At 73.8% G+C, this 25358-nt stretch carries 24 protein-coding genes; all 24 read right to left on the reverse strand.

Annotation, left to right across the window (positions count from 1 at the left end):
• Positions 1-44: 44 nt before the first annotated feature.
• Positions 45-1046 carry a tyrosine recombinase XerC gene (locus IF651_RS09505; protein WP_422110473.1) on the reverse strand — a complete coding sequence of 334 codons (1002 nt, stop codon included), beginning with the start codon at positions 1044-1046 and terminating at the stop codon, positions 45-47.
• Positions 1047-1051: 5 nt separating this feature from the next.
• A complete protein-coding gene (gene dprA / locus IF651_RS09510) occupies positions 1052-2500 on the reverse strand; it encodes a DNA-processing protein DprA (RefSeq protein ID WP_191828864.1) in 1449 nt (482 codons plus the stop codon).
• Positions 2493-4031: a YifB family Mg chelatase-like AAA ATPase gene (locus tag IF651_RS09515; protein WP_191828933.1), complete on the reverse strand. Its 1539-nt coding sequence runs from the start codon at positions 4029-4031 to the stop codon at positions 2493-2495. Before IF651_RS09515 ends, dprA begins: the two co-directional genes overlap by 8 nt.
• Positions 4031-4390, reverse strand: a complete 360-nt coding sequence (locus IF651_RS09520) for a YraN family protein (RefSeq protein ID WP_191828865.1) — start codon at positions 4388-4390, stop codon at positions 4031-4033. The genes IF651_RS09515 and IF651_RS09520 overlap by 1 nt, the downstream gene beginning before the upstream one ends.
• Before the next feature lie 141 nt (positions 4391-4531).
• Positions 4532-4831, reverse strand: a complete 300-nt coding sequence (locus IF651_RS09525) for a DUF2469 domain-containing protein (RefSeq protein WP_024840525.1) — start codon at positions 4829-4831, stop codon at positions 4532-4534.
• A gap of 44 nt (positions 4832-4875) precedes the next feature.
• A complete protein-coding gene (locus IF651_RS09530; RefSeq protein WP_422110474.1) occupies positions 4876-5736 on the reverse strand; it encodes a ribonuclease HII in 861 nt (286 codons plus the stop codon).
• A 2-nt stretch (positions 5737-5738) separates the two neighbouring features.
• Entirely contained in the window at positions 5739-6569 is an 831-nt protein-coding gene (gene lepB / locus IF651_RS09535; RefSeq protein ID WP_191828866.1) for a signal peptidase I, read from the reverse strand.
• A 123-nt stretch (positions 6570-6692) separates the two neighbouring features.
• Positions 6693-7052, reverse strand: a complete 360-nt coding sequence (gene rplS / locus IF651_RS09540; protein WP_191828867.1) for a 50S ribosomal protein L19 — start codon at positions 7050-7052, stop codon at positions 6693-6695.
• 163 nt (positions 7053-7215) lie between these two features.
• Positions 7216-8055, reverse strand: coding sequence for a tRNA (guanosine(37)-N1)-methyltransferase TrmD (trmD, locus tag IF651_RS09545; protein WP_191828868.1), 840 nt, complete (start codon positions 8053-8055; stop codon positions 7216-7218).
• Between the two features lies 1 nt (position 8056).
• Positions 8057-8632: a ribosome maturation factor RimM gene (gene rimM, locus IF651_RS09550; protein ID WP_191828869.1), complete on the reverse strand. Its 576-nt coding sequence runs from the start codon at positions 8630-8632 to the stop codon at positions 8057-8059.
• 109 nt (positions 8633-8741) lie between these two features.
• A complete protein-coding gene (locus tag IF651_RS09555; RefSeq protein WP_191828870.1) occupies positions 8742-8981 on the reverse strand; it encodes an RNA-binding protein in 240 nt (79 codons plus the stop codon).
• On the reverse strand, positions 8981-9412 hold the full coding sequence (gene rpsP / locus IF651_RS09560; RefSeq protein WP_191828871.1) for a 30S ribosomal protein S16: 432 nt from the start codon (positions 9410-9412) through the stop codon (positions 8981-8983). Before rpsP ends, IF651_RS09555 begins: the two co-directional genes overlap by 1 nt.
• 230 nt (positions 9413-9642) lie before the next feature.
• The gene (locus IF651_RS09565) at positions 9643-10767 is read right to left on the reverse strand and encodes an amidohydrolase family protein (RefSeq protein ID WP_191828872.1); all 1125 of its coding nucleotides are present in this window, start codon (positions 10765-10767) and stop codon (positions 9643-9645) included.
• 30 nt (positions 10768-10797) lie between these two features.
• Positions 10798-12405 carry a signal recognition particle protein gene (ffh, locus tag IF651_RS09570; protein ID WP_191828873.1) on the reverse strand — a complete coding sequence of 536 codons (1608 nt, stop codon included), beginning with the start codon at positions 12403-12405 and terminating at the stop codon, positions 10798-10800.
• Positions 12406-12544: 139 nt separating this feature from the next.
• Positions 12545-14413, reverse strand: a complete 1869-nt coding sequence (locus IF651_RS09575; protein ID WP_191828874.1) for a [protein-PII] uridylyltransferase — start codon at positions 14411-14413, stop codon at positions 12545-12547.
• Between the two features lie 16 nt (positions 14414-14429).
• On the reverse strand, positions 14430-14768 hold the full coding sequence (locus IF651_RS09580) for a P-II family nitrogen regulator (protein WP_191828875.1): 339 nt from the start codon (positions 14766-14768) through the stop codon (positions 14430-14432).
• The gene (locus IF651_RS09585) at positions 14765-16039 is read right to left on the reverse strand and encodes an ammonium transporter (protein WP_191828876.1); all 1275 of its coding nucleotides are present in this window, start codon (positions 16037-16039) and stop codon (positions 14765-14767) included. Before IF651_RS09585 ends, IF651_RS09580 begins: the two co-directional genes overlap by 4 nt.
• Positions 16040-16213: 174 nt before the next feature.
• Positions 16214-17383 (reverse strand): signal recognition particle-docking protein FtsY, encoded by a 1170-nt coding sequence (ftsY, locus tag IF651_RS09590; RefSeq protein ID WP_191828877.1) that lies wholly within the window; start codon positions 17381-17383, stop codon positions 16214-16216.
• Positions 17384-17462: 79 nt separating this feature from the next.
• Entirely contained in the window at positions 17463-17831 is a 369-nt protein-coding gene (locus tag IF651_RS09595) for a hypothetical protein (RefSeq protein ID WP_191828878.1), read from the reverse strand.
• 149 nt (positions 17832-17980) lie between these two features.
• Positions 17981-21664, reverse strand: a complete 3684-nt coding sequence (gene smc / locus IF651_RS09600; RefSeq protein WP_191828879.1) for a chromosome segregation protein SMC — start codon at positions 21662-21664, stop codon at positions 17981-17983.
• A 120-nt stretch (positions 21665-21784) separates the two neighbouring features.
• Positions 21785-22240, reverse strand: coding sequence for a nucleoside-diphosphate kinase (gene ndk / locus IF651_RS09605; RefSeq protein ID WP_191828880.1), 456 nt, complete (start codon positions 22238-22240; stop codon positions 21785-21787).
• A gap of 32 nt (positions 22241-22272) precedes the next feature.
• A complete protein-coding gene (locus IF651_RS09610; RefSeq protein ID WP_338403875.1) occupies positions 22273-22773 on the reverse strand; it encodes a DUF4233 domain-containing protein in 501 nt (166 codons plus the stop codon).
• A gap of 4 nt (positions 22774-22777) precedes the next feature.
• Positions 22778-24496 (reverse strand): MDR family MFS transporter, encoded by a 1719-nt coding sequence (locus IF651_RS09615; protein WP_191828881.1) that lies wholly within the window; start codon positions 24494-24496, stop codon positions 22778-22780.
• Positions 24497-24605: 109 nt separating this feature from the next.
• A complete protein-coding gene (locus IF651_RS09620; protein WP_191828882.1) occupies positions 24606-25259 on the reverse strand; it encodes a TetR/AcrR family transcriptional regulator in 654 nt (217 codons plus the stop codon).
• Positions 25260-25358 lie beyond the last annotated feature (99 nt).

Consider the following 25358-nt stretch of genomic DNA (forward strand, 5'->3'; position numbering starts at 1 on the left):
CCCGGGACGACGTCGAACCGCCCCGACAAACGGCAGGAACGCGATCAGGCGCGCGGGAACGCCTGCTCGTAGGAGCTCCGCAGGCGCTCGGCCGTCACGTGCGTGTAGCGCTGCGTCGTGGCGAGCGAGGAGTGCCCGAGGATCTCCTGCACGCTGCGCAGGTCCGACCCACCGGCGAGCAGGTGCGTCGCCGCGCTGTGACGCAGATCGTGAGGCGCGACGTCCTCGACCCCTGCTGCACGCGCGAGCCGGTGCACGGCGTCGCGCACCTGTCGCTGCCCCCAGCGTCCGCCACGGTCCCCGAGGAGCAGGGCAGCACCGGACCGCACCCCGACGAGCGCGGGGCGGCCTCGCTCGAGCCATGCCGCCGCGGCCCGCGCGGCCGGCACGCCGAACGGCACGACGCGCTCCTTGTCCCCCTTGCCGACGACCCGCACGGTGCGCGCGTCGGGGTCCAGGCTGTCCACGTCCGCGCCGACGAGCTCGCCGACGCGCACGCCCGCACCGTAGAGCAGCTCCGCCGCCGCCCATTCACGCAGCCGTGCGGGCTCGTCCTCGGCCGCGGCGTCGCGTGCGGCGTCCCGGGCGATGTCGAGCATGCGCGCCGCAGCGTCCTCCGCGAGCACGGTCGGCAGCGCACGGACGACGCGCGGGCTCGCCAGTCGGGCGGCGGGGTCGGCGGCGACGCGTCCGTCGTGGCGGGCCCACGAGAAGAACACCCGCACCGCGGCGCCCCGGCGCGCAAGGGTCGAGCGGGCAAGGCCCTGCTCGGACAGCGTGGTCAACCAGGACCGCAGTCTCGCGAGGTCGACGTCGTCGAGCTCGCCGACCCCGTCACGTGCAGCGTGCTGCAGCATCGAGGCGACATCCCCCCGGTACGCGCGCGCGGTGTGCCGCGAGACGCCCCGAGACACCTCGAGGTGTCCCACGAAGTCGTCGAGCGCACGCGCCAGCGCCGGGGGCAGCCGGGCGAGCTCCTCGCCTCGGACCGCCGGCCCCGTGGTGCCGTCTCCGGACTCCGCCGGAGGCACGGGACGACTCGGCAGGCTCATCACGACAGTCTGTCGGCTCTGCGCGCCCGTCGCCACCCTCCGCCCTCCGGACGGGCGAGCCCGAGCAGCTCGAGCCGACCGAGCGCCGCCAAGGACTCCGGCACCGACAGACCCGCGGCCCGCGCGACCGACCCGACCTCGACCGAGCGGCGCAGGGGCAGCGCCTCCCACGCGCGCTTCTCGGCGCCGTCGAGGTCGTCGTAGGCACGCAGCGGGCCCGGAGGCGGGGCGGGCGCGGCGTCGACCGACAGCGCGCCCGCGAGCTCGGCCACCTCGGCGGCGTCCGTCACGCAGACCGCGGTCCCCTCGCGCAGGAGCCGGTGGCACCCGCTCGAGGCCATCGAGGTCACCGGTCCCGGCACCGCGCCGACCGGCCGGGAGAGCTCGGCGGCGCGTGCCGCGGTGCTGAGCGAGCCCGAGCGCCACGCGGCCTCGACCACGACCGTCGCCCGGCCGAACGCCGCGATCAGCCTGTTGCGCTGGAGGAAGCGGACCCGGCTCGGCACGGACCCGGGTGGCACCTCCGAGACCACCGTGCCACCGGTGTCGATCACGGTGCGCAGCAGGTCGGTGTTCCCGGCGGGATAGAGCCGGTCCACGCCGCCCGCGAGGAAGGCGACCGTGGGGCCGTCCGCGGCGAGCGCCCCCCGGTGCGCGGCCGCGTCGATGCCGTAGGCCCCGCCCGAGACCACGGTGAACCCGCGGGCACCGATGCCGGTGGCGATCTCGTGCGTCACGCGTCGTCCATAGTCCGTGCAGGCGCGCGCTCCCACCACCGAGACCGCGCGACCGGCGGCGTCGGCCAGGTCGAGCGGTCCACGCACCCACAGGCACAGCGGTGCGTTGGGGGCGAGATCGTCGAGCACCCCCGGCCAGCCGGGGTCCCCCGGGACGACCAGCCGTCCGCCCCACCGCTCCAGCACGCGCAGCTCCCGCCGCGGGTCGAGGCCGTCGAGCCGCGGCGACCACCGCGCCACCGCCCGCATGAGCCGTACGGCCGGCGTCGGGGGCCGGCCCGCGGGCCTCGACGGCCCGGCTGCGCCGACCGCGGTGACGCGGCCGGCACACGGGGGCGACCCGCCGGGCACGGCCGCCGCGCCGAGGACGGTCGCCGCGACCTCGGGGTCACCGCCCCCGCCCGGCGACCGCGCGCTCCGCTCGTCGGCGGACGTGCCGTCACCGAGAAGTCCTTCGGGCGCACGCCTCTCACCGAGCGCGACGAGCTCGCGGTGCGCGGCCGCCGGGCCGCGCGCGGCGGCATAGACCCACGCGAGCGCCTGTGCGGCGCCGAGGTGGGAGACGAGCGTGCGGGCCAGCTCGTCACCGGGTTCGGCGACACGGGACCACGCAGCGCGCGCGAGCCGCTCGTCCGTCAGGTCGAACGCGGGCTCGGCCGGTGGCCCGCCCGTGGCGGGACGGGCGGAGGCCCCGGACCGTGGCTCAACCATGCTGGCCCCGCGTCCGCAGCGCCAGACCGAGGCCGATGTCGCCTCGCGTCGGGGCGTCGCGGCCGGCGAGGTCCGCGACGGTCCACGCGAGCCGCAGCACGCGGTCGGCGCCCCGCAGGCTCAGGGTGCCCCGGTCGAGCGCGGCGTCCACGTCCCGCAGGAGACCGTGGTCGGCGCCGAGCCGGCTGCGGAGCCACGCGCCCGACACCTCGGCGTTCGTCCGCCACGGGGTCGAACGCAGGCGCACGGACGCCGCCTCGCGTGCGGCCCGCACGCGCGCTGCCACGACGGCGCTGGACTCCGGCGGCGTCGTGGCCGCCCGCTCGACCCGGGTGACGGGACGCACCTCGACCTGGACGTCCACCCGGTCGAGCAGCGGTCCGGAGAGCCGACCGAGGTAGCGGCGCCGGGCGAGCGCTGTGCACGAGCAGTCCAGCCCCTTGCCCACGCCCTGTCCGCACGGGCACGGGTTCGCCGCGAGGACGAGCTGGAACCGGGCGGGGTACCGGGCGCTGCCGGCGGCCCGGTGGATCACGAGCTCACCGTGCTCGAGCGGCTGACGCAACGTCTGCAGGACGCACCCCCCGAACTCCGGTGCCTCGTCCATGAACAGCACACCGCGGTGGGCGCGCGAGGCCGCACCGGGTCGTGGGAGACCTGAGCCACCGCCGACGATCGACGCGGGGGTGGCGGTGTGGTGCGGGTCCTCGTAGGGCGGACGTCGCAGCAGCCCTCCTCCCGGGTCGAACACGCCCGCGACGGAGTGGACCGCGGTGACCTCCACCGCCTCGCGCTCGGTGAGGTCGGGCAGGATGCCGGGCAGCCGCGAGGCGAGCATCGTCTTGCCCGCGCCCGGTGCCCCGACGAGCAGCAGGTGGTGCCCGCCGGCGGCGGCCACCTCGATCGCGTGCCGTGCCTCGTCCTGACCCAGCACGTCGGCGAGGTCTCCGTCGCGCCGTCGGACCTCCCCCGTGCGCGCGGGGGCCACCGCTCCGTCGACTCCCGACGCACGCTCGACCGACGCGCCGTAGGACTGCGCGACCTGGGCGAGGTCGACGGCCCCCACGACGCGAGCGCCCGGGACGAGCCGCGCCTCGGCGGCGTCGGCGGCTGGCACCACCACGTCGCGGAATCCCGCGGCGACCGCGGCCGCGACCGCGGGCAGCACGCCGCGCCCCGGGTGCAGGCGTCCGTCGAGGCCCAGCTCGCCGACGTGCACGACGCCTGCCACGTCGGCGGCACGCAGCACTCCTGCGCCGGCCAGGGTGGCGACCGCGATGGCGAGATCGAACCCGGTGCCCGTCTTGGGCAGCGCGGCAGGTGAGAGGTTGACGGTGATCTTGCGCTGGGGCCAGGTCAGGCCCGTCGACGCGACGGCCGCGCGGACCCGGTCGCGCGACTCGCTGAGCGCCGTGTCCGGCAGACCCACGAGGGTGAAGCCCGGGACCGACGCCGCGAGGTGCGCCTGGACCTCGACGACGTGCCCGGTGAACCCGACCAGCGCGACCGCACGTGTCATGCCCAGGCCCATCACGCGCTCACGCCCACGAGGTGCTCGACCTGCGCGGCCCCGGCTCGCGGCAGCACGACCGCGACGACGTCGATGCGCACGGAGCGGGCCTGCACGTCGTGGTCCGCGAGCCACTGCCCGGTCAGTCGGCGCAGCCTCGCGAGCTTCTGGGCCGTCACCGCCTGCGCAGGGTGCCCGAACGCCGTCCCCCGCCGAGTCTTGACCTCGACGGCGACCAGGACGTCGCCGTCTAGCGCGACGACGTCGAGCTCGCCGCCTCGGCCCCGCCAGTTCCTGTCGAGCACGTCCCAGCCCGCCTCGACCAGGTGGCTCGCAGCCACCTTCTCCCCGTACCGCCCGACCGCGTCCTTCGCCCTCATGGCTCACCTCCGCGGCACACCCTGCCGGGTGGACGGGAGACGGGCGTCGACGGGCGCCGGTCGCTGGGGACGAAGCTCCGTCGAACGGTCCTGTGGAAGCGCAGAACGCCTGCCCTGAGCCGATCCGGCCCGGGCACGGAGTCAGAGCTGCAGCTCTGCCTTGGCGAGCTCCTCGACGTTGACGTCCTTGAACGTCACGACCCGCACCGACTTCACGAAGCGCGCCGAGCGGTAGACGTCCCACACCCAGGCGTCCGCGAGGCGCAGCTCGAAGTAGACCTCACCGGCCGCGGAGCGCACCTGCAGGTCGACCTGGTTCGCCAGGTAGAAGCGACGTTCGGTCTCCACCACGTACGAGAACAGCCCGACGACGTCGCGGTACTCGCGATAGAGCGCGAGCTCCATCTCGGTCTCGTAGTTCTCCAGGTCTTCGGCACTCACGCGACCATCATGGACCATCACGTCGGTCCATGATGCCGGGAGCCTCAGGTGGCCGGGAGTGTCGCGACCCGCTCGGGGTCGAGCAACGTCCCCGGTCCGCCGAGAAGATCGGCGCGGTCCGCGGCCTCGACGGACCCGGACGTGCCGTCGACCTCCTGCGCCGTCGTGGCGACCTCGCCGGTGTGCTCGGGGAGCCGCCAGCTGCGGCGGTGCTGTGACGTGGGGCCGTGCTCGCGCAGCGCGGCGAGGTGCGCCGCAGCCCCGTACCCCTTGTTCTGGTCCCAGCCGTAGCCCGGGTACTGCCGGGCGAGACCGGTCATGAGACCGTCGCGCTCGCACTTGGCGAGCACGCTCGCCGCGGCGACCGACGCGCACTGCAGGTCCGCCTTGACCAGCGTGCGCACGCGCGGCTCGACGAGCCGGTCGGCCCCCATCGGGTCGAGGTCGAACGCCTCGAAGAGGTCGACGGCCCGCGGCCTGCTCAACCAGTCGTGCTTGCCGTCGAGCAGGACGGCGTCCACGTCCCCGACGCTCCGCCGGGCCTGTGCGAGAGCGCGACGGCCGGCGAGACGCAGCGCGCCCACGATGCCGTGCGCGTCGATCTCGGCCGACCCGGCGTGACCCACCGCCCACGCGAGGCACCAACGGCGCGCGAGCGGGACGAGAGCTTCCCGGGCGGCCGGGGTGAGCAGCTTGGAGTCCGTCAGACCCGGCGGGCAGGGTCGCGTCGACAGGTCGACCACGACCACACCGACCGAGACCGGTCCCGCCAGGGCGCCCCGTCCCACCTCGTCCATCCCGGCGACGAGGGTGGACCCCTCGCGCAGGAGGGCCCGCTCGTGGCGCAGGTCAGGACGCCGCCGGGTACGACCCGAGGCCGGGGCGGCTCGACGCCGGGCCGTCACCGTCACGGAGCGGCGTCCGGCACGTCGGCGAACACGTCGCCGGGGTTGCGCAGCAGCTCGAAGCGGGACAGCGGCCAGACCTTGACGAACGCGGTGCCGACGACGTTGCCCATCGGCACGTAGCCCCCGCCGGGCTTGCCGGTGTTGTACCGCGAGTCCTGCGAGTCCTGCCGGTTGTCGCCCATCACGAACAGCATGTCGGCGGGCACGGTGCGGTCGAACGGGTCCTGGCTCGGGATCGAGCCCGGCTTGATGTACGACTCCTCGTCGAGCGGCTCGTCGTTGACGCTGACCCGGCCCTCGGCGTCGCAGCACACGACGTGGTCGCCGGGCAGCCCGATGACCCGCTTGATGAGGTGCTCCCCGGTGTCCTGGGGCAGGAGGCCGATGAACGTCAGCGCCGCCCGCACACCCTCGGCGAGAGGGCCGTCGTCCTGCTCCGCGGGCGGCGGGAGCCAGCCGCCCGGGTCCTTGAAGACGACGATGTCCCCGTGGTGCACGTCGAAGGCCCCGGGCACCAGCCGCGAGACCATGACCCGGTCGCCGACCAGGAGCGTGTCCTCCATGGACTCGCTCGGGATGAAGAACGCCTGCACGAGGAACGTCTTGATGAGCAACGACAGCACGAGCGCGCTGACGACGATGATCGCGGTCTCGCGCAGGAACGAGGACCGGCGTGCCGGCGGGCCGTCGTCCGCGGGGTCCCCCGCCGGCCGGGCGTGGCGAGGTGCGGCGCCGGGCTCGACCGGGGCGTCCCCGCCGCCGGGCTCCCCCGACCCGGTCGCAGCGAAGGGTTCTGGTCGCGAGCCACGGGGCGCAGCGCTGTCGGTCACGCGGCTCACAATGCCACCTCCGGGGACGATCGGTGAAACGGGCCCGGACTGCGGACCACCGGACGCACGACGGGCGGCCGTCCCCGGAGGGACGACCGCCCGTGCGACGCGATCAGGTGGCGATCAGCGGGTCGGCGCGTTCTGGCGCTTCTCCTTGATCTTCGCCTTCTTGCCGCGCAGCGCGCGGAGGTAGTAGAGCTTGGCGCGACGCACGTCACCGCGGGTGACGACGTCGACGGAGTCGATCGTCGGCGAGTTCACCGGGAAGGTGCGCTCGACGCCGACGCCGAACGAGATCTTGCGGACCGTGAAGGTCTCACGGACGCCGAAGCCCTGGCGCGCGATGACGACGCCCTGGAACGCCTGGACGCGGGAGCGGGTGCCCTCGACGACCTTGACGTTGACCTTGAGGGTGTCGCCCGGGCGGAACTCCGGGATGTCGGTGCGCAGCGATGCTGCGTCGACGCTGTCCAGCGTGTGCATGTTGGTCTCCTCGTCCGCCACGGGTCGGGCGCGTGCTCGTGGCCCAGGCAGGCCTGGGCGTGATGTCGTCAGGGTGGTGCGATCAGCCATGGTGCCCGGTCGTCCCCCGTGGCAGAGACCGGTCGGCGCACACCAGCGCACCATTATGCCAGACGACCCGCCCTCACCCCGCACTCCGGTCGTCGTGCACCGGTGTCGCGGTCCGGTCGGCCGCGACCAGCCGGCCGTCACGGACCGTCCAGCCCGCGGCGTCGAGTACCTGCAGGTCGTGCGCGTCGAGCCCTGCGACGTCGAGCGCCTCGACCATGTCGGGCCGCCGCACGACGGTGCGGCGCAGCGCCTCGTCGCGACGCCAGCGCTCGATCCGTGCGTGGTGCCCGGAGAGCAGCACGTCGGGGACGTCGTGCTCCGCCCAGGTGGGGGGCTTGGTGTACACGGGATACTCCAGCAGCCCTGCCGCCCCGTGGGACTCCTCGACGAGCGAGTGCGGGTTGCCGACGACGCCCGGCAGCAGCCGTGCGACGGCCTCGATCATGACGAGCGCCGCGACCTCTCCCCCGTTCAGGACGTAGTCCCCGATGGACAGCTCGCTGACGGTGGTTCCCGTCGCGCGGTAGTGCTCCGCGACCCGCGCGTCGATGCCCTCGTACCGCCCGCACGCGACGACCAGGTGGTCCGCCTCGGCCAGCCGCTCGGCCGTGCGCTGCGTGAACGTGTCGCCCGACGGCGTCGGCAGCAGCAGGTGCGCGCCCTGGTCGGCACCCCTTTCGCTCCCGCGGCCCGAGACGTCGTCGATCGCACGCCCCCACACGTCGGGCCGCATGACCATGCCCGCGCCACCGCCGAACGGTGTGTCGTCCACGGTGCGGTGACGATCCGTCGTCCAGTCGCGCAGGTCGTGGACCCGCAGGTCGAGGATGCCCGACGCGCGGGCCTTGCCGACCAGCGACAGGTCGAGTGCCGAGAGGTAGTCCGGGAAGATGGTGACGACGTCGATCCGCACGTCAGGCCCCGCCGTCCGCCGGCTCGTCCCCCGCGTCGTGCGATCCCTCGGGCAGGTCGACGTCGAGCCGTCCGGCGTCGGACGCGAGCAGACCACCCGGCGGGTCGAGCACGACGAACCCGCCGGGGACGTCCACGACGGGCACGATCTGCCGGACGAACGGGACGAGGGTCCGCGCGCCGTCGGGCTCGCGCAGGACGAGCGCGTCGTGCGCGGGCAGGTGCTCGAGGCCCTCGACCCTGCCCAGGTCACGTCCGTCCCGGTCCCGGGCGCGCAGGCCGGCGAGCTCGTGGGGGTACCAGGCGTCCTCCTCGTCGGAGGCCTCTGCCTCGACGACGAGCTCGACGCCGCGCAGGCCCTCGGCCGCGGAGCGGTCGTCGACGCCGTCGAACCGGACGAGCAGACGGCCCTGGTGCTCGCGACTCGTCAGCACGGTCAGCGGACCGCGCTCGGCAGGGCGCGTCGTGAGCACGGTGCCCGCGGAGAGCCGCCCCGTGGGGTCGTCCGTGCGCACGTCCAGCGCGACCTCGCCGCGCAGACCGTGAGCCCTGCCGACGCGTGCGACCGTCAGCTCCATCGTGTGCTCCTCGCTCGGGATGTGGCAGATGTGGCACGAGACCCGGCCCACCGGGTGGTGGGCCGGGTCTCGTGCGTGTCCCCGCAGGGACGAGGTCGTGCAGACGGGCTCAGCGGCGGTCCACGTCCACGACGTCGACACGCACGGGTCCGTCGGTGGCGAGCGCCCCGACGACGGTGCGCAGCGCCCGAGCGGTACGCCCGCCTCGGCCGATCACCCGGCCGAGGTCGTCCGGGTGCACACGCACCTCGAGCAGGTCACCGCGGCGCAGCGTTCGCGAGGCGACCCGGACGTCGTCCGGGTGGTCGACGATCCCGCGGACGAGGTGCTCGAGGGCGTCGCCGAGCATCAGGCCTGCTCGTCGCCGGCGTCGTCGGCGTCGGCCGACTTCTCGGCGGGCGCCTCGGACTGCTTCTCGGCGGCCTTGGCCTTGGCCTTCTCCGCGTCGGCGGAGACCGCCTCGACGGCGGCGGCCGCGTCACCCTTGGCCGCCTTGACCTTCAGGGTGCCCTCGGCACCCGGGAGGCCCTTGAACTTCTGCCAGTCGCCCGTGATCTTGAGGAGCGCGAGGACCTGCTCGGACGGCTGCGCGCCGACACCGAGCCAGTACTGCGCGCGCTCGGAGGTGATCTCGATGAACGAGGGCTCCTCCGTGGGGTGGTACTTGCCGATCTCCTCGATCACCCGACCGTCGCGCTTGGTGCGCGAGTCGGCGACGACGACACGGTAGTACGGTGCTCGGATCTTGCCGAGACGCTTCAGACGAATCTTGACGGCCACTTGGGTGGTCTCTCCTGGTTCTGGTCCGGTCGAACCCGCGCACCGCCCGGTGGGGTCCGCGCAGGTGGGGGTTCAGGAACGCGGCACGCACGGTGAGAGGGGCCGGGCATACCGAGTACCGCCCTATTGTGCCAGACCGACGGCACCCGTCCAACCCGGCGAACGGCGCCACGGGGCGAGGGCGACCGGGCGGTGCGCAGGTCTCGCACGGTGCGTGGCGTGCGGCGTCCTCACACCGTGGTGCCCGCGACGACCTGGCCCCGGAGCACGACCGCCTCCGGTGCGCGCAGCACCTCCACGTCGAGGCGCGGGTCCGCCGGGTAGACTACGAAGTCCGCGGAGGCGCCCTCGACGAGCGAGCCGAACCCGAGGTACTCACGACCCTGCCAGCCCGCGGCCGCGACGACCGCGGCCGGCGGGATGCCGGCGGCGACCAGCTCCGCGCACTCGTCCGCGAGGCGTCCGTGGCCGATCGTGCCACCCGCGTCCGTGCCCACGAGGATCTGGATGCCCGCCTCGTACAGCGCACGCGCCTGGTCGTACCGCCGCGCGTGCAGCCGTCGCATCCGGTCGGCGAACCGCGGGTACTTCCCCTCGGCCTGCCGCGCGATCGCGTCGAACCGGCCGACCTGCAGGAGCGTGGGCGTCACCGCGATCCCCCGCTCGGAGATCTCGTACATCAGGTCGGCGTCGATGCCCGTGCCGTGCTCGATGCAGTCGACGCCCGCCGCGAGCAACGAGGGGATCACCTCGTCGGAGAACGCGTGCACCGTGACGCGCGCAGCCTCGGCGTGCGCGGCGGCCACCGCCTCTGCGAGCAGGTCGTCGGGCCACAGCGGCCGCAGGTCGGCGTCGGCCCCCAGGTCGCGGTCGATCCAGTCGCCGACCAGCTTGACCCAGCCGTCGCCGCCGCGCGCCTCGCGTGTCACGGCCGCGGGCAGCTGCGCGATGTCGTCCAGCTCGAGCCCGTAGTGACGCAGGTAGCGCTTGGGGCGCGCGACGTGCCGGCCCGCGCGCACGAGCCGCGGCAGGTCCGGCCGCGACCGGACCCAGCGCGTGTCGAGCGGCGAGCCGGCGTCGCGGACGAGGAGCACGCCGCTGTCCCGGTCGGCGATCGCCTGCTCCTGGGCGGTCGCCGGGTCGACCGCACCGTCCGCGCCCAGACCGATATGACAGTGCACGTCGACGAGGCCGGGCAGCACCCAGCCCTCGAGGGAGACCATGTTGGTCCCGTGGGCGGACGGACGCGTGAGCGTGACGTTGCCGTCCTTCACCCACAGGTCGCCGACCTCACGGTCGTCGCCGACCAGGACGTGACCGCGCACGTGCAGCGTGGGGCCTGCCAGAGCGGACATGCGTCTCCTGGGTGGGTGCGACGGGGACGGTCAGCGGCCGAGCAGCTTGTCGAACCCCGGCGGGAGCTGGACCTCCTCGGCCGGCGTCTGCGGGGCGTCCGGGCGTCCGACGCCGAATGCCGACCCCGTGGGCGCGGCGGTGGACCGCTCGCCGGCGGCGCGGGCCGCCGCGGCGCGCTCCTGCTGGGCCCGCTTCGCCGGGTTGCCGGACTTGCCGCGCACCTTGCGCTGCGGGGCCTGCTTGCCGCGCGACTTCTTGCCGCCCATGCCGGGCAGGCTCCCCATCCCGGGCATCCCGGGCATGGAGCCCCCGCCCTTGTTCATCTGCCGCATCATCTTCTGCGCCCCGGCGAACCGCTCGAGGAGCTGGTTCACGTCGGCGGTCGTCACGCCGGAGCCGCGGGCGATGCGCGCGCGACGCGAGCCGTTGATGATCTTCGGGTTGTCCCGCTCCCCCGGTGTCATCGACCGGATGATGGCCTCGATGCGGTCGACCTCGCGCTCGTCGAAGTTCTCGAGAGCCTCGCGCATCTGACCCATGCCGGGCAGCATGCCCAGCATCTTCTTCATCGAGCCCATGTTCTTCATCTGCTGCATCTGCACCAGGAAGTCCGCGAGCGTGAAGTCCTGGCCCGACTCGAGCTTCTGGGCCATCTTCGCGGCCTCGTCGGCGTCGAACGCCTTCTCGGCCTGCTCGATGAGCGTCAGGACGTCGCCCATGTCGAGGATGCGCGACGCCATCCGGTCGGGGTGGAACGCCTCGAGGTCGGTGAGCTTCTCGCCCGTCGACGCGAACAGGATCGGCCGGCCCGTGACGCCGGTGACGGACAGTGCCGCACCACCGCGCGCGTCGCCGTCGAGCTTGGTGAGCACGACCCCGGTGAAGTCGACCCCCTCCTCGAACGCCTTCGCGGTCGTGACCGCGTCCTGTCCGATCATCGCGTCGATGACGAAGAGGATCTCGTCGGGCGTCACGGCGTCGCGGATGTCCGCGGCCTGCTGCATGAGCACCGAGTCGAGACCGAGACGGCCCGCGGTGTCGACGATGAGCACGTCGTGCTGGCGCTGGCGCGCGGTCTCGAGCCCGTCGCGCGCGACGGCGACCGGGTCGCCGATGACGTCGTCGACCTCGGTCCCGCTCTGGTTCCCCGGGTGGGGTGCGAAGACCGGGACGCCTGCGCGCTCTCCCACGACCGAGAGCTGCGTGACGGCGTTCGGGCGCTGGAGGTCGGCGGCGACGAGGAGCGGCGTGTGCCCCTGCTCGCGCAGGTGCAGCGCCAGCTTGCCCGCGAGCGTCGTCTTGCCCGCGCCCTGCAGGCCGGCGAGCATGATGACGGTCGGGCCGGTCTTCGCGAACCGCAGGCCGCGGCTCTCGCCGCCGAGGATCGCGACGAGCTCCTCGTTGACGATCTTGACGACCTGCTGTGCCGGGTTGAGCGCTCCGGACACCTCGGCCGAGAGCGCGCGGTCGCGCACGCTGGCGGTGAACTCGCGCACGACGGGCACGGCGACGTCGGCGTCGAGCAGCGCGCGACGGATCTCCCGGATCGTCGCGTCGATGTCCGCCTCCGACAACCGACCCTTCGAACGCAGGTTCTTGAAGGTCGAAGTCAGTCGGTCCGACAGCGTGCTGAACACCGCGTCATCCTCACCATTCGTCGGTCGTCTCGGGGACGGCGCGCGGGACCTCCACCGACCCTGGCCGGCTCCGGTCGTGCCCTGGTCACGCTCTGGCAGGGCTCGCCGGTGCGATCACGCGCATCCGCGAGGGTCCAGCCTACCCGGCGTCTCCCGGCGCACCGTCCGCGACCGCGGCCGTGCCGCCGTGACGGTCCGCCCCGGCGCCCGCGACCTCGGGCTGCAGGGCTCGCCGAGCTCCGTCGACGAGGCCGTCGACGAGCCGGGCACGCCAGGCGGTCCAGGCGCTCGGGCCCAGCGACGAGGAGTCGGCCTCGGTGAGTGCGCGCAGCACCTCGAGCAGCTCGACCCGGTGGTCGACGGCGTCCAGCAGCGCGGCGAGCGTGGCCGGGTCGTCCGGGTCCTCGCTCACCGCGAGACGCGACAGCGTGAGGTGGTGACGCACCAGGCGCTCGACGTCGGCCGCGACGTCCGCGGGGAAGCCCATGCGACCCAGCACGGCGGGGACGATCCGCGCACCCTCCACGGAGTGGTCGGCCGCCCCGGCGCGCTTGCCGATGTCGTGCAGGATCGCCGCGAGCAGCAGCAGGTCGCCGCGTGCGACGTCCTTGCGGTCCCTCGCGGCGCGGGCCGCGACCTCGACCAGGTGCCGGTCCACGGTGTGCCGGTGGATCGCGGCTCGCTGCGGCCGGTTGCGCACGCCGGCCCACTCGGGGATCCAGGTCGTGACGACCCCGGCGAGGTCGAGCGCCTCCCACACCGCGATCTGCGCCTGCCCCGTCCCGAGCAGCGCGAGGAAGGACGAGCGGGCAGCGCTCGGCCACGGCTCGGGCAGCGGCGGGCACTGCGCGAGGCTCGCGACGGACACCGGAGACAGGGTGAGCCCGGTGCGTGCCGCCGTGGCAGCCGCCCGCAGGGACAGGAGCGGGTCGTGCTCAGGGTGCGCGTCCACGGCGAGCACCAGCTCGCCGTCGTGCTCCACGAGCCCGTCGCCGACCGGGCGCAGCCGCGGCGCCGCGCGCCTGCCCCGGATGAACACCGGCCGTCGCGAGACGGGCCGCTGCAGCGCCTGGCGTGCACGACGCACCGTGGTGTCGAGCGCGTACGTGATCTCCCGGCCCGCCGCGGCTAGGCTCGCGAGAAGCTCGTCCGGGTCGTCGTACCCGGAGAGGTCGGCGACCTCCTCCAGGTCGGCGAGCACGAGTCGGCTCGTGTGGCGCCCGGTCACGACCTGCACCGTGTCGCGCACGTCCAGCAGGTGGGCGTACGCACCGTCGACGGAGCCGTGCGGACGGTCCGTCAGCCAGGTGGCGGCGAGCGCCGAGAGCACGACGGCGTCCCGGATGCCGCCCCGCGCCTCCTTGAGGTCCGGCTCGATGAGATAGGCGAGCTCGCCCGACCGTTCCGCCCGCTCGCGCGTGGACGCGAGCAGCTCGGGCAGCCGCCGCCGGGACGCGGACCGCCAGTCGGTCAGGACCGCCGACGACGCGCGGTGGACCACCAGCGCGTCCCCCGCGACAGCCCGCACGTCGAGCCACCCGACCGCGGCGGGGACGTCCTTGGACGCGACCTGCCGGCACTGGGCGAGGGAACGCACCGCGTGGTCGAGGTCCACCCCGGCGTCCCACAGCGGGTACCAGAGCCGCTGCGCCACCTGGCCGATCTCGTCGGTCGAGTGCGTGCGCCCGTCGTGGACGAGGACCAGGTCGAGGTCGCTCGCCGGTCCCATGTCGCCGCGGCCGAGGCTCCCGACGGCGGCGAGCGCGATGCCGGTGGGCGCGACGTCGGCGGTCGCCTCCGCCCAGAGCGTGGCCAGGCTGCTCGTGGCGAGGTCCACGACGGCCGCCCGGCGGGCGACGCCGCTACGGCCCCGACCGCTCATCGATCGTGCGAGGTCGAGCGTCCGCGCGCGGAGGTCCCGCACCCCGTCCGGGTGCGGGACCTCCACGCCGTCCGCCGATCCCCCTGCGCCCCCGTGCGTCGACGGGGTTCCGGCGTTCTCGCTCATGCGCTGGTCGACCGCCTCACAGCGCGCCGGGGCCGTGCTCGCCCGTGCGCACGCGGGCGACGTCGTCGACCGGGACGGTCCAGACCTTGCCGTCACCGATCTTGCCGGTCTGCGCCGCCGTGACGATCGCGCCGGTCACGGCCTCGGAGTCCGCGTCGTCCACGAGGACCTCGATACGGACCTTGGGGACGAGGTCGACCGTGTACTCGGCGCCGCGGTAGACCTCGGTGTGGCCCTTCTGGCGCCCGTACCCGCTGGCCTCGCTGACGGTCATGCCGCGCACGCCGGCTGCCTCGAGCGCCGACTTCACGTCGTCGAGACGGTGTGGCTGGATGATTCCCGTGACGAGCTTCATGCTCGCACCTCCCTGACGACGCTGCCCTGCTGGATGGTCTCGTACGCGGTCTCACCGTGCACCGCGAGGTCGATGCCCGCGACCTCGGTGTCCTCGCTGATCCGCCAGCCCATGGTGGCCTTGAGAGCGAGCCCGACGACCGTCGTGACGACGAGCGAGAAGACGACCGCGATGGCAGCGATGATGGCCTGGACCGCGAGCTGGTTGATGCCGCCGCCGTAGAAGAGCCCGGTGTCGGTCGCGAGGAACCCGATACCGATCGTGCCCCAGAGCCCGGCCACGAGGTGGACGCCGACCACGTCGAGCGAGTCGTCGTAGCCCCACCGGTACTTGAGTCCGACCGCGAGGGCCGAGAGCACACCGGCGATGGCGCCGAGGATCAGCGAGCCGACGGGGTTCAGCGCGCCCGCGGCAGGGGTGATGGCGACGAGGCCGGCGACGACACCCGACGCGGCACCGAGCGAGGTCGCGTGACCGTCGCGGATCTTCTCGGTCAGCAGCCAGCCGAGGATCGCAGCGGCGGTCGCGGCGGTGGTGTTGACCCAGGCGAGGCCGGCGAACCCGTCCGCCGTGAACGCGGAACCCGCGTTGAAGCCGAACCAGCCGAACCACAGCAGCGCGGCACCGAGCATCACGAACGGCAGGTTGTGCGGGCGCATCGGCTCCCTGCCGAAGCCCTTGCGCTTGCCGACGATGAGCGCCAGGGCGAGCGCGGCCGCACCGGCGTTGATGTGGACGACCGTGCCGCCCGCGAAGTCGATCGGCGTGGCGATCGAGGCGAAGGGCCCGTCACCCGACAGGAGGCCACCGCCCCACACCATGTGGGCCATCGGGAAGTAGCAGAGCGTCACCCAGATCGCGGAGAAGACCATCCAGGTGCCGAACTTGACGCGGTCGGCGATCGCGCCGGAGATGAGCGCGGTGGTGATGATGGCGAAGGTCGCCTGGAAGCCGACACCGACGATGCCGGGCACGCCGTAGTCGTCGATCGCGAACTCACCCGCGTCGTCGTAGATCGCGCCGGACAGGCCGAACTGGTCGAACGGGTTGCCGACGATGCCCCCGACGTCGGCACCGTAGGACATCGACCAGCCCCACAGCACGTAGACGACGCCGACGACCGCCATGGCGCCGAACGACATCATCATCATGTTCAGTACGGACTTGCCGCGGACCATGCCCCCGTAGAACAGCGCAAGCCCTGGTGTCATCAGGAGCACGAGCGATGCTGACGTCAGCATCCACGCGGTAGCTCCGGTGTCCAGCTCCATGTCATTCTCCCATCGCCAGCCGGGCGGCCGGTCGGGGACAACGTTGGTGGTCCGGGGTTTCCAGGGGTGTGTCTTCGTGTTACAGCCGTGTGACAGGGCCCGCAGCCACGTAAACGTTGCGTTACCCCGGGTGTGCCCGGGGTCACCCCGGGCGTGCCCCCCGTCCCGGGAGGCTCAGTCGCCGAGCAGCCCGTCGACGAACTGCGTGGGCTCGAACGGGGCCAGGTCGTCGGGTCCCTCGCCGAGGCCGACGAGCTTGACGGGCACCCCGAGCTCGCGCTGCACGGCCACGACGATGCCACCGCGCGCCGTCCCGTCGAGCTTGGTCAGCACGATGCCCGTGACGCCGACGACCTCGCCGAAGACCCGCGCCTGGGCGAGCCCGTTCTGGCCGGTCGTCGCGTCCAGGACGAGCAGCACCTCCGACAGCGGCGCCTCCTTGGTGATGACGCGCCGGATCTTGCCCAGCTCGTCCATCAGGCCCGCCTTGTTCTGCAGACGCCCCGCGGTGTCGACCAGCACGACGTCGGCGCCGTCCTCGCGGCCGCGCCGGACGGCGTCGAACGCGACGGCGGCCGGGTCGGCGCCGTCCCGGTCAGAGCGCACCGTCGGCACGCCGACCCGGGCTCCCCAGGTCTGGAGCTGGTCGGCCGCCGCGGCGCGGAACGTGTCGGCGGCGCCGAGGACGACGTCGCGGTCCTCCGCCACGAGGACCCGCGCGAGCTTGCCGACGGTCGTCGTCTTGCCCGTCCCGTTCACGCCCACGACCAGCACGACGGCGGGGAGGGTCGCGCCGTCGTCGGCCGTGTGCGGGGTCGTGGCGAGCGAGCGGTCCAGCGACGGGTCGACCAGCGCGACGAGCTCGTCGCGCAGGAGCGTCCGCACGCTCGCGGCGTCACGGACCCCGAGCACGCGAACCTTGGTCTGGAGGGAGGCGATGAGCTCCTCGGACGCGCTCGCGCCGACGTCGGCGACGAGCAGCGCCTCCTCGAGCTCGTCCCAGTCGTCCTGCGTGAGGTGGTCGCGCGAGAGCACGGACAGCAGCCGCGCGCCGAAGGGGGATCCCGAGCGCGCGAGCCGCTCGCGCAGCCGGACGAGGCGCCCGCCGACGGGTTCCGGCCGCTCGACGGTCGGGGTCGCCGGTGCCGCCGGCTCGACCACCTCGGTGCCGGCTGCGGTGGACGACGCCGGAGGTGCCGCGCCGTCGTCCGTCTCGACCGGGGGCGGCTCGAGGGTGCTCGTGCCGCCACCCCGCCGGCCGCGGACGCCGAGCGTGATCGCGGTGGTCAGGGCGCCCACGAGGACGACGCCGAGAAGTATCCAGATCCAGAGGAGATCGCTCACCGGGGCAGTCTCTCAGAACACGCCGCTCGTGGCGCCGGGTCGGCGGCGACGGCGACCGGAGCGCACGCCCGCCCGCGGCTCAGGAGCGGTGCCGGTTGCCGTGCAGGTGCAGCGGACGGGCCGCGCGCTCGCGCGCCCGGTGCAGGACGTCGGTCAGCTCCTCTGCGTCGACGTACGCCGGTGTGCTCACCTCGGTGGCGGCGAAGAAGTCGTCCATGCTCGTCTCGACCGGCCTCGGCCGCCGGACCGTCCCGACGTACAGCGCGCGCTCCTCGCGGCGCGCACGCCGGCCACCCAGCCGCAGGCCCGAGCGGAAGTCGCGCCAGAAGGCCCGGAGCCCCTGGTCGTCGGTCGTGTCCGACTCCGAGCGCGCGACGACGCTCGCGAGCAGGAACACCACCGCGGCAGCGCCGAGCGCCAGCCCGAGCCACACGAACATCCAGACCATGGCACAAGTATCGCCGCGCGGGAGGATCGCGCGCGCCGATTCGCGGCGCGCCGCGCAGTCACCACCAGACCTTCACAAGCCGCGGGATTGCAACGATCCTGGACGATCGTCCAGCCAGGGCCACGGCACGGCACGGGCGGGGTCGCACGTCACACGACGGCAGGGTCGCGGGAGTCGTCCGTGCCGTGGGCGCCCCGCGCGTCGCGCGTCTCGCGCAGCCGCTGGCTGATGACCGTCGTCACGCCGTCCCCCCGCATGGTGACCCCGTACAGCGCGTCCGCGATCTCCATCGTGCGCTTCTGGTGCGTGATGACGATGAGCTGGGAGTCCTCCTGCAGCTCGCGGAAGATCTCGAGCAGGCGACCGAGGTTGACGTCGTCGAGGGCCGCCTCGACCTCGTCCATCACGTAGAACGGCGACGGCCGCGCCTTGAAGATGGCCACGAGCAGCGCCACGGCCGTCAGCGAGCGCTCCCCCCCGGACAGCAGCGAGAGCCTCTTGACCTTCTTCCCGGCGGGGCGCGCCTCGACCTCGACCCCGGTCGCGAGCATGTCGTCGGGCTCCGTCAGCACGAGGCGCCCTTCGCCACCGGGGAACATGCGGGCGAAGACACGCTCGAACTGGACGGCGGTGTCCCGGTAGGCCTCGGAGAACACCTGCTCGACACGCTCGTCGATCTCGCGGACGATCTCCAGCAGGTCCGCGCGCGACCTCTTCAGATCGGACAGCTGCGTCGCGAGGAACGTGTGCCGCTCCTCGAGCGCCGCGAACTCCTCGAGCGCCAGGGGGTTGACCTTTCCCAGGCGCGCCAGGTCGCGCTCGGCCTCGCGCAGCCGCTTCTCCTGCGTCACCCGGTCGTAGGGCACGCCGGCCGGGGCCCGGTCGTGTTCGCCCGCCTCCGCACCCGGTCTGGAGTCCGACCCGCGGGTGCGCGTCTCGGCGCTCCCGTCCCGTCCGTCCTCCTCGTCCGCGCGGTCGACCGGCACCGGCACCGGCACGTGCGGTCCGTACTCCTCGACCAGGACCTCGGGGTCGATCCCGAGCTCGTCCACGCTGCGCGCCTGGAGCTGCTCGACCCGCAGCTGCTGCTGCGCGCGTGCGACCTCGTCGCGGTGCGCGGCGTCCGTGAGCTCGCGCGCCCTCGCGGCGAGCTCGTCGGTGCGCGCGCGGGCGGCGACGAGCTCGCCGTCACGCTCGGCCCGGGCCGACTCGGCGGCGTCGCGCTCGGCAGCAGCCGCCGCGAGGGAGCGCTCCAGGACCTCCAGGGCGCGTGCGGCACCGTCGTGCACGACGCGGGCGCGGGCCGACTGCCGGACCCGTACCGCCTCGCGGCGTGCAGCCCGCGCCCGCGCGTCGCGTTCCGCCTGCGCCGCACGCGCGAGCGACTGCGCCCGGCCGGCGACGGCGCGAGCACGCTCCTCGGCGGTGCGCAGGCCGAGCCGGACCTCGGTCTCGCGCGCCCGCGCGGCACGTGCGTCCTCGAGCGCCCGGTCGCGCTCGCCGGTCGCCTCGGCGACGGCGTCCTCCGTCTGCTCGGGGGACGCCTCTGCCACCTCGAGCCGGTCCGTGAGCCCGGCGAGCTCCTCACGCGCCTCCTGCAGGCCCTGCGTCGCCCGGCCGAGCGACGCCCGGACGCGGTCTGCCTCCGCCGCGGCGGAGCGCGCGCTCGCCCCCAGGTGGCCGAGCTGCTCGGCCACTGCCGCGAGCCGCGCGTCGGACTCGTTGAGCCGCTCCAGCGAGTCGTCGTAGCGCTCCTGCGCCGCGGTCCGTGCCTCACGTGCGCCTACCAGGCCGAAACGCGCGCGCTCGACGCGGGCCTCCGCCGCCGCCTGCTCCTCACGGGCTTCATCGAGCGCCGCCTGCAGGTGCAGCACCCCCGGTGCCGACGCCGAACCGCCCCACGCACGCGTCGCGCCGAGCAGGTCGCCCCCGCGCGTGACGGCGACGACGTCCGGCCTCGTCACGACGAGCGCGCGCGCCGCGGCGAGGTCGTCCACCACGACGACACCGCCGAGCAGCACCCGCACCGCCCCGCCGAGGCCCTGGGACGCCGTCACCACGTCCGCGGCCCAGCACGCGCCGTCGGGCAGTGCCGCACGAACGGTCGGCTCCCGGTCGGCGTCGCCGCCCGCGACGAGCAGGCCCGCCCGGCCGGCGTCCTGCGACCGCAGGAAGCGCAGGGCGTCCACCGCGGCGTCGACGGACTCGACCGCGACCGCGTCGACGGCGGACCCGAGCGCCGTCGCGACCGCGTCCTCGAACCCGGGCTCGATACCCAGCATCGCCGCGAGGGAGCCGAGCGTCCCCGGGCCGTCCGCGGCGAGCAGCGCCCCGGCGCCGTCCTTGCGGTCGAGGCCGAGCGCGAGCGCCTCGACGCGCGCCCTCCAGGTCGCGCGGTCGCGTTCGGCCCCGGCCTCCTCCGCGGTGAGCGCGGTGAGCGCGGTGGTCGTGCGCTCGAGGTCGTCGGCCGCGGCCTCGTGCTCCGCGTCGAGACCCTCCTCGCCCTCCTCGACCCCCACGACCTGCGTCTCGAGCGCCGTGAACTCCGTGCTCGCAGCCGTCCCGCGGCACTCGGCCTCGGCCAGCGACTCCCGCAGCCGACCGATCTCGGACTCCGCGGCCTCGACGCGGCTGCGCTGTGCCGCGACCTGGCCGGCGAGCCGCGCGAGTCCCTCGCGCCGGTCTGCGGCACCGCGCAGCAACGTCGCGACGTCGCGCTCGGCCTCGCCCGCGCGCTCCTCCAGGTGCTCGCGGTCCGCGACCGCCGTGGTCAGCGCCTGGCGCGCGTGCGCGACGTCCGACTCGAGCTCCGCCTCGGTCGCGCGCACGCGCTCGGCCTGGGCCTCCAGGTCGTCGGGATCCGCCCCGCGAGGCGCCTCCGCGGGCGTGCCGAGGTGCCGCATCCGCTCCTCGGCGAGGGTACGGGTCCCCCGCAACCGCTCGCGCAACGACGAGAGCCGGTACCAGACGTCCGCAGCGGCGGCCGACGCCGGTGCCGCCTGCGTGGCGGCGCGCTCGGCCGCGCCGAGCCGCTCCCGCGCCGCCACGAGCGCTCGCTCGACCTCGTCCTGCTGCTCGCGGACCGCGGACTCGTCCGCGATCTCCTGCTCGAGCGTCGCCGTGAGCCGTGCGAGGTCGTCCGCGAGGAGCCGGGCACGTGCGTCGCGCACGTCGGCCTGGATCGTCGCCGCACGCCGTGCGACCTTCGCCTGCCGGCCGAGCGGTCCGAGCTGGCGACGGATCTCGTCGGTCAGGTCCGACAGCCGGGTGAGGTTGGCCTGCATCGCGTCGAGCTTGCGCAGCGCCTTGTCCTTGCGCTTGCGGTGCTTCAGGACGCCCGCGGCCTCCTCGATGAACCCGCGCCGGTCCTCGGGGGTCGCGCGCAGGACGGCGTCGAGCTGCCCCTGACCGACGATCACGTGCATCTCGCGCCCGAGACCGGAGTCGGACAGCAGGTCCTGGATGTCGAGCAACCGGCACGACGACCCGTTGATCGCATACTCCGAGCCGCCGTTGCGGAACAGCGTGCGAGAGATGGTGACCTCGGTGTACTCGATCGGCAGCGCGCCGTCGGCGTTGTCGATCGTCAGCGTCACCTCGGCGCGTCCGAGCGGTGGCCGGCCCGACGTCCCGGCGAAGATGACGTCCTCCATCTTGCCGCCGCGCAGCGTCTTGGCGCCCTGCTCCCCCATCACCCACGCGAGCGCGTCGACGACGTTGGACTTCCCGGACCCGTTCGGACCGACGACGCACGTCACGCCCGGCTCGAAGCTCAGCGTCGTCGCCGAGGCGAACGACTTGAAGCCCCGGAGCGTCAGCGTCTTGAGGTGCACGCCCCGAGCCTAGTGCGGGGCGTGCACGATCCAGCGCATCTCGCACGCGCGGCCAGGTCCGCTTCCTCCACGCCCGCGTCAGCCCTCGCGGCGGCGGAGGTCACCGGGAGACGAGCAGGCTCAGAGACCGAGCCCAGGGAACCAGAGCGCGATCTCGCGCGCCGCGGACTCGTCGGAGTCCGACCCGTGCACGAGGTTCTGCTGGACCTTCAGACCCCAGTCACGGCCGAGGTCGCCGCGGATCGTGCCGGGAGCGGCCTCGGTCGGGTTCGTCGCGCCCGCGAGCGAGCGGAAGCCGGGGACGACGCCCTGGCCCTCGGCGACGACGGCGAGGATCTTGCCGGACAGCATGAAGTCGACGAGGGGCTGGTAGAACGGCTTGCCCTCGTGCTCGGCGTAGTGCGCGGCGAGGAGCTCAGGAGTGGCGTCGAGCAGGTGGGCGGCGGCGAGGGTGTAGCCCTTGGCCTCGATACGGCGCAGGATCTCGCCGGAGAGCCCGCGGCGGACGCCGTCGGGCTTGACGAGGACGAGGGTCCGCTCGATGGTCTCGGTGGCTGCGGGTGCGACATCGGTCATGGCCGCGAGCCTACCGGCCGGCGCGGCGCCGCTCAGCCGATGTTGGGCGCGGTGTCCGGGTGCTCGGCGTCGTAGGCGGCGCGTTCGCGGTCGATGCGCCCTCCGAGCCGGAGCGAGACGAACCACAGGACGACGAAGATGCCGCCCACGACGAACATCATCGGCACGACGAACCCGACAGCGAGCACGGGGAGCTGGACGACCGACCCCGCGACATAGCCCCCGGGCGAGCCGACCGCGCGCGACAGGATGATCAGCACGAGGGTCAGGACCCCGCCGACGAGCCAGATCGACCCGGCGCCGGGGAGCTCGTACGGCCCGCCCGCGGACGGCACACCGCGCAGCCCGTACGCGGCGAGCGTGGCGAACACCACGACGAACGCCTCGAGCAGGAGCGTCGTCGAGGCGAACTGCGACCGTGCCGACTTCTTCGGCGCGATGCGGTCACCTGGCGAGGGGCGCACCGGGCCCGACGAGCGGCCGTGACGTGACGGCTGCGCGGCGGGTCCCGGGGTCGGGGTGGTCGAGCTCACCCGGTCAGGATACCGGCGTGCCGGTGCGCGCCCTGTCGGTGCCGGGATCGGCTCCTGCTCCCGCGGCGGTCCCGGTCGGCGCGCCGGGACCTTCGCCCTCCGCGTCACGGACGGCGCTCTCGGGGCGCTCGAGGAGATCGTCGGCGGAGGTGACCGCCTCGCCGCGGGCGACCATCCCCGCGACGTCGGAGAGCTTGACCTCCTTGAGGAACAGGGCGAGGACGAAGCCCACGACGACGAGCGGCACGAGGTACCAGAACGACGGCGCGAGCGCGTCCGTGAACGCGTCGACGACGCCGGTGTGCAGCGGCTCCGGCAGCTGCTGGACGGCCTGCGGGGTCAGCGACGTCGCGTCGGAGCCGCCGCCCGCCGTGGACCCCGCCGGGACGACGCCGGCGAGGTTGTCGGCGAGGCGCGACGTGAAGATCGTCGAGAACAGCGCGGTGCCGACGGCGGCGCCGATCTCGCGGAAGAAGTTGTTGGCGCTCGTGGCCGTGCCGATCTCGCGCGGGTCCACGGAGTTCTGCACCGCGAGCACGATCGTCTGCATGACCAGGCCCATGCCGGCGCCCAGGACGACGAGCATCGCGCCGAACAGCCACATCGACATGTCGCCCGTGATCTGGGTGAGCCAGACGAGGCCACCGGCGGTGACGGCGAGACCCACCACGGGGAAGATCTTGTAGCGCCCGGTGCGGGTGATCGCGATGCCGGACCCGATCGCGGTGACCATGAGACCGACCATCATCGGGAGCATGAGGAACCCGGACTCGGTCACGCCCGCGCCCGTGGACATCTGCAGGAACGTCGGCAGGAACGCGAGCGCGGAGAACATGCCCATGCCGAGCACGAGCCCGATCAGGGTCGCGATCGTGAACGTCGAGTTCTTGAAGAGGTGGAGCGGCAGCAGCGGCTCCTCGGCGCGGTTCTCCACCATGACGAACGCGCCGATCGACACGACGACGGCGGTGACGAGACCGATCAGCCACGGGTCGGACCAGTCGTAGCCCTCCGCGGTGGTGAGCGACTCCCAGCTCGTGAGGAACACGATGCCTGCGGTCGCGATGACCATGAAGAAGATCCCGGCGACGTCGATCGCGCGGCGCGAGCGGTGCGAGGGCAGCCGCAGCGCGAACCAGGCGACGGCGAACGCCGCGAGACCGATCGGGATGTTGACCCAGAACGACCAGCGCCACCCCGGGCCCTCGGTGAACCAGCCACCGAGCAGCGGGCCCACGACGGCGGAGATCCCGAACAGGGCGCCCATCGGGCCCATGTACTTGCCTCGGTCCTTCGCCGGCACGATGTCCGCGATGATCGCCTGCGACAGGATCATCAGCCCGCCGCCACCGAGTCCCTGCACGGCGCGCCAGGCGACGAGCTCGGGGAAGGTCTGGGCGAAGCCGGCCCCGGCCGACGCGATCGTGAACAGCCCGATCGCGGCGAGGAACGGCCAGCGGCGACCCCACAGGTCACCGAACTTCCCGTACAGGGGCATGACGATCGCGACCGCCAGGATGTAGGCGGTCACCAGCCAGCCCTGGTGCTCGACGCCGTGCAGCTCGCCGACGATCGTCGGCATCGCGGTGCCGACGATGGACTGGTCGAGCGAAGCCAGGAACATCGACGCCATGAGAGCGCCGAAGATCACCCACACGGTGCGCGGGGTGAGCACGATGGGCGCCTTGTCGGCCGCCGTCGGAGGAAGGGCTGAGGTCGCCATGGAGCATTCCACTTCGATCGGGACGGTGACGCAGCGGGTGGTGACCCGGCGTCGGGTGCGGGGAAGGTGGGGAAGGTCGGTCGGTGTCGGTGGGGAGGTCCGGGGACGCTCAGGAGGTCCCGGGCGCGGCGGGCGCGGCGGGCGCGGGGTCGTCCAGCAGCGCACGCAGCTGGTGGGTGACGGACGGCAGGAGGTCGGACGGCGAGCCCCGCCGCTCGCGCCGGTGCCACTCCTCGCCGACGGCGCGCATCATGGTCAGCGCGACGAGGGCCACGAGCTCGGGGGCGGTGGTGAACGGATGAGCCTCGCGACGACGCACGCACAGGGCCACGAGCTCGACACGGTGCTCGTCGATCCAGGCGATGTGGCGGGCGATCAGCCGCGGCTCGCGCTCGACGAGCTCCAGCGCGCGGTGCATGCGCTCGGGCGAGACGGCCTGCTGACCGATGATGTCCTCGACCAGACGAGCGAGGTCGTCGAGCAGGACGCCGGTGGGGCCGCCGGCCTCGAAGTCCGCGGCGGCGTCGGTCGTGAGGACGAGGTCCTCCAGCCCGAGCACGGCGTCGTCCTTGCTCGGGAAGTAGTTGAAGAAGGTGCGCGGCGAGACGCCCACGGCCTCGCACACGTCCTCGACGGTCACGGCGTCCAGCCCGCGCTCGAGCACGAGCGACTGCGCCGCGTCGACGAGCGCGTCACGGCGGCGCCGCTTCTTGCGCTCGCGCAGACCACCGGGCGAGCCGGTGCCGAGGGACGTGGAGACCATGGATACATTCTTGCAGTCCACGCAATAATGCACCAGATGCATTGTCGGGTGATACCGGTCACACCCGCTCGTCGGACCGGACCACCGGTGCGGAGCGGG

The organism is Cellulosimicrobium arenosum, assembly GCF_014837295.1.
Classification (GTDB): domain Bacteria; phylum Actinomycetota; class Actinomycetes; order Actinomycetales; family Cellulomonadaceae; genus Cellulosimicrobium; species Cellulosimicrobium arenosum.

Excerpts from the sequence above, each read along its gene's own strand:
- dprA (WP_191828864.1), bottom strand. The coding sequence starts at position 2,500 with ATGGTTGAGCCACGGTCCGGGGCCTCCGCCCGTCCCGCCACGGGCGGG.
- IF651_RS09575 (WP_191828874.1), bottom strand. The coding sequence starts at position 14,413 with ATGAGCGAGAACGCCGGAACCCCGTCGACGCACGGGGGCGCAGGGGGA.
- rplS (WP_191828867.1), bottom strand. The coding sequence starts at position 7,052 with ATGCACACGCTGGACAGCGTCGACGCAGCATCGCTGCGCACCGACATC.
- IF651_RS09555 (WP_191828870.1), bottom strand. The coding sequence starts at position 8,981 with ATGCTCGGCGACGCCCTCGAGCACCTCGTCCGCGGGATCGTCGACCAC.
- ndk (WP_191828880.1), bottom strand. The coding sequence starts at position 22,240 with ATGACCGATGTCGCACCCGCAGCCACCGAGACCATCGAGCGGACCCTC.
- rimM (WP_191828869.1), bottom strand. The coding sequence starts at position 8,632 with ATGGAGCTGACGGTCGCACGCGTCGGCAGGGCTCACGGTCTGCGCGGC.
- IF651_RS09515 (WP_191828933.1), bottom strand. The coding sequence starts at position 4,031 with ATGGGCCTGGGCATGACACGTGCGGTCGCGCTGGTCGGGTTCACCGGG.
- IF651_RS09580 (WP_191828875.1), bottom strand. The coding sequence starts at position 14,768 with ATGAAGCTCGTCACGGGAATCATCCAGCCACACCGTCTCGACGACGTG.
- IF651_RS09565 (WP_191828872.1), bottom strand. The coding sequence starts at position 10,767 with ATGTCCGCTCTGGCAGGCCCCACGCTGCACGTGCGCGGTCACGTCCTG.
- IF651_RS09595 (WP_191828878.1), bottom strand. The coding sequence starts at position 17,831 with ATGGTCTGGATGTTCGTGTGGCTCGGGCTGGCGCTCGGCGCTGCCGCG.
- IF651_RS09585 (WP_191828876.1), bottom strand. The coding sequence starts at position 16,039 with ATGGAGCTGGACACCGGAGCTACCGCGTGGATGCTGACGTCAGCATCG.
- IF651_RS09520 (WP_191828865.1), bottom strand. The coding sequence starts at position 4,390 with ATGAGGGCGAAGGACGCGGTCGGGCGGTACGGGGAGAAGGTGGCTGCG.
- IF651_RS09615 (WP_191828881.1), bottom strand. The coding sequence starts at position 24,496 with ATGGCGACCTCAGCCCTTCCTCCGACGGCGGCCGACAAGGCGCCCATC.
- IF651_RS09620 (WP_191828882.1), bottom strand. The coding sequence starts at position 25,259 with ATGGTCTCCACGTCCCTCGGCACCGGCTCGCCCGGTGGTCTGCGCGAG.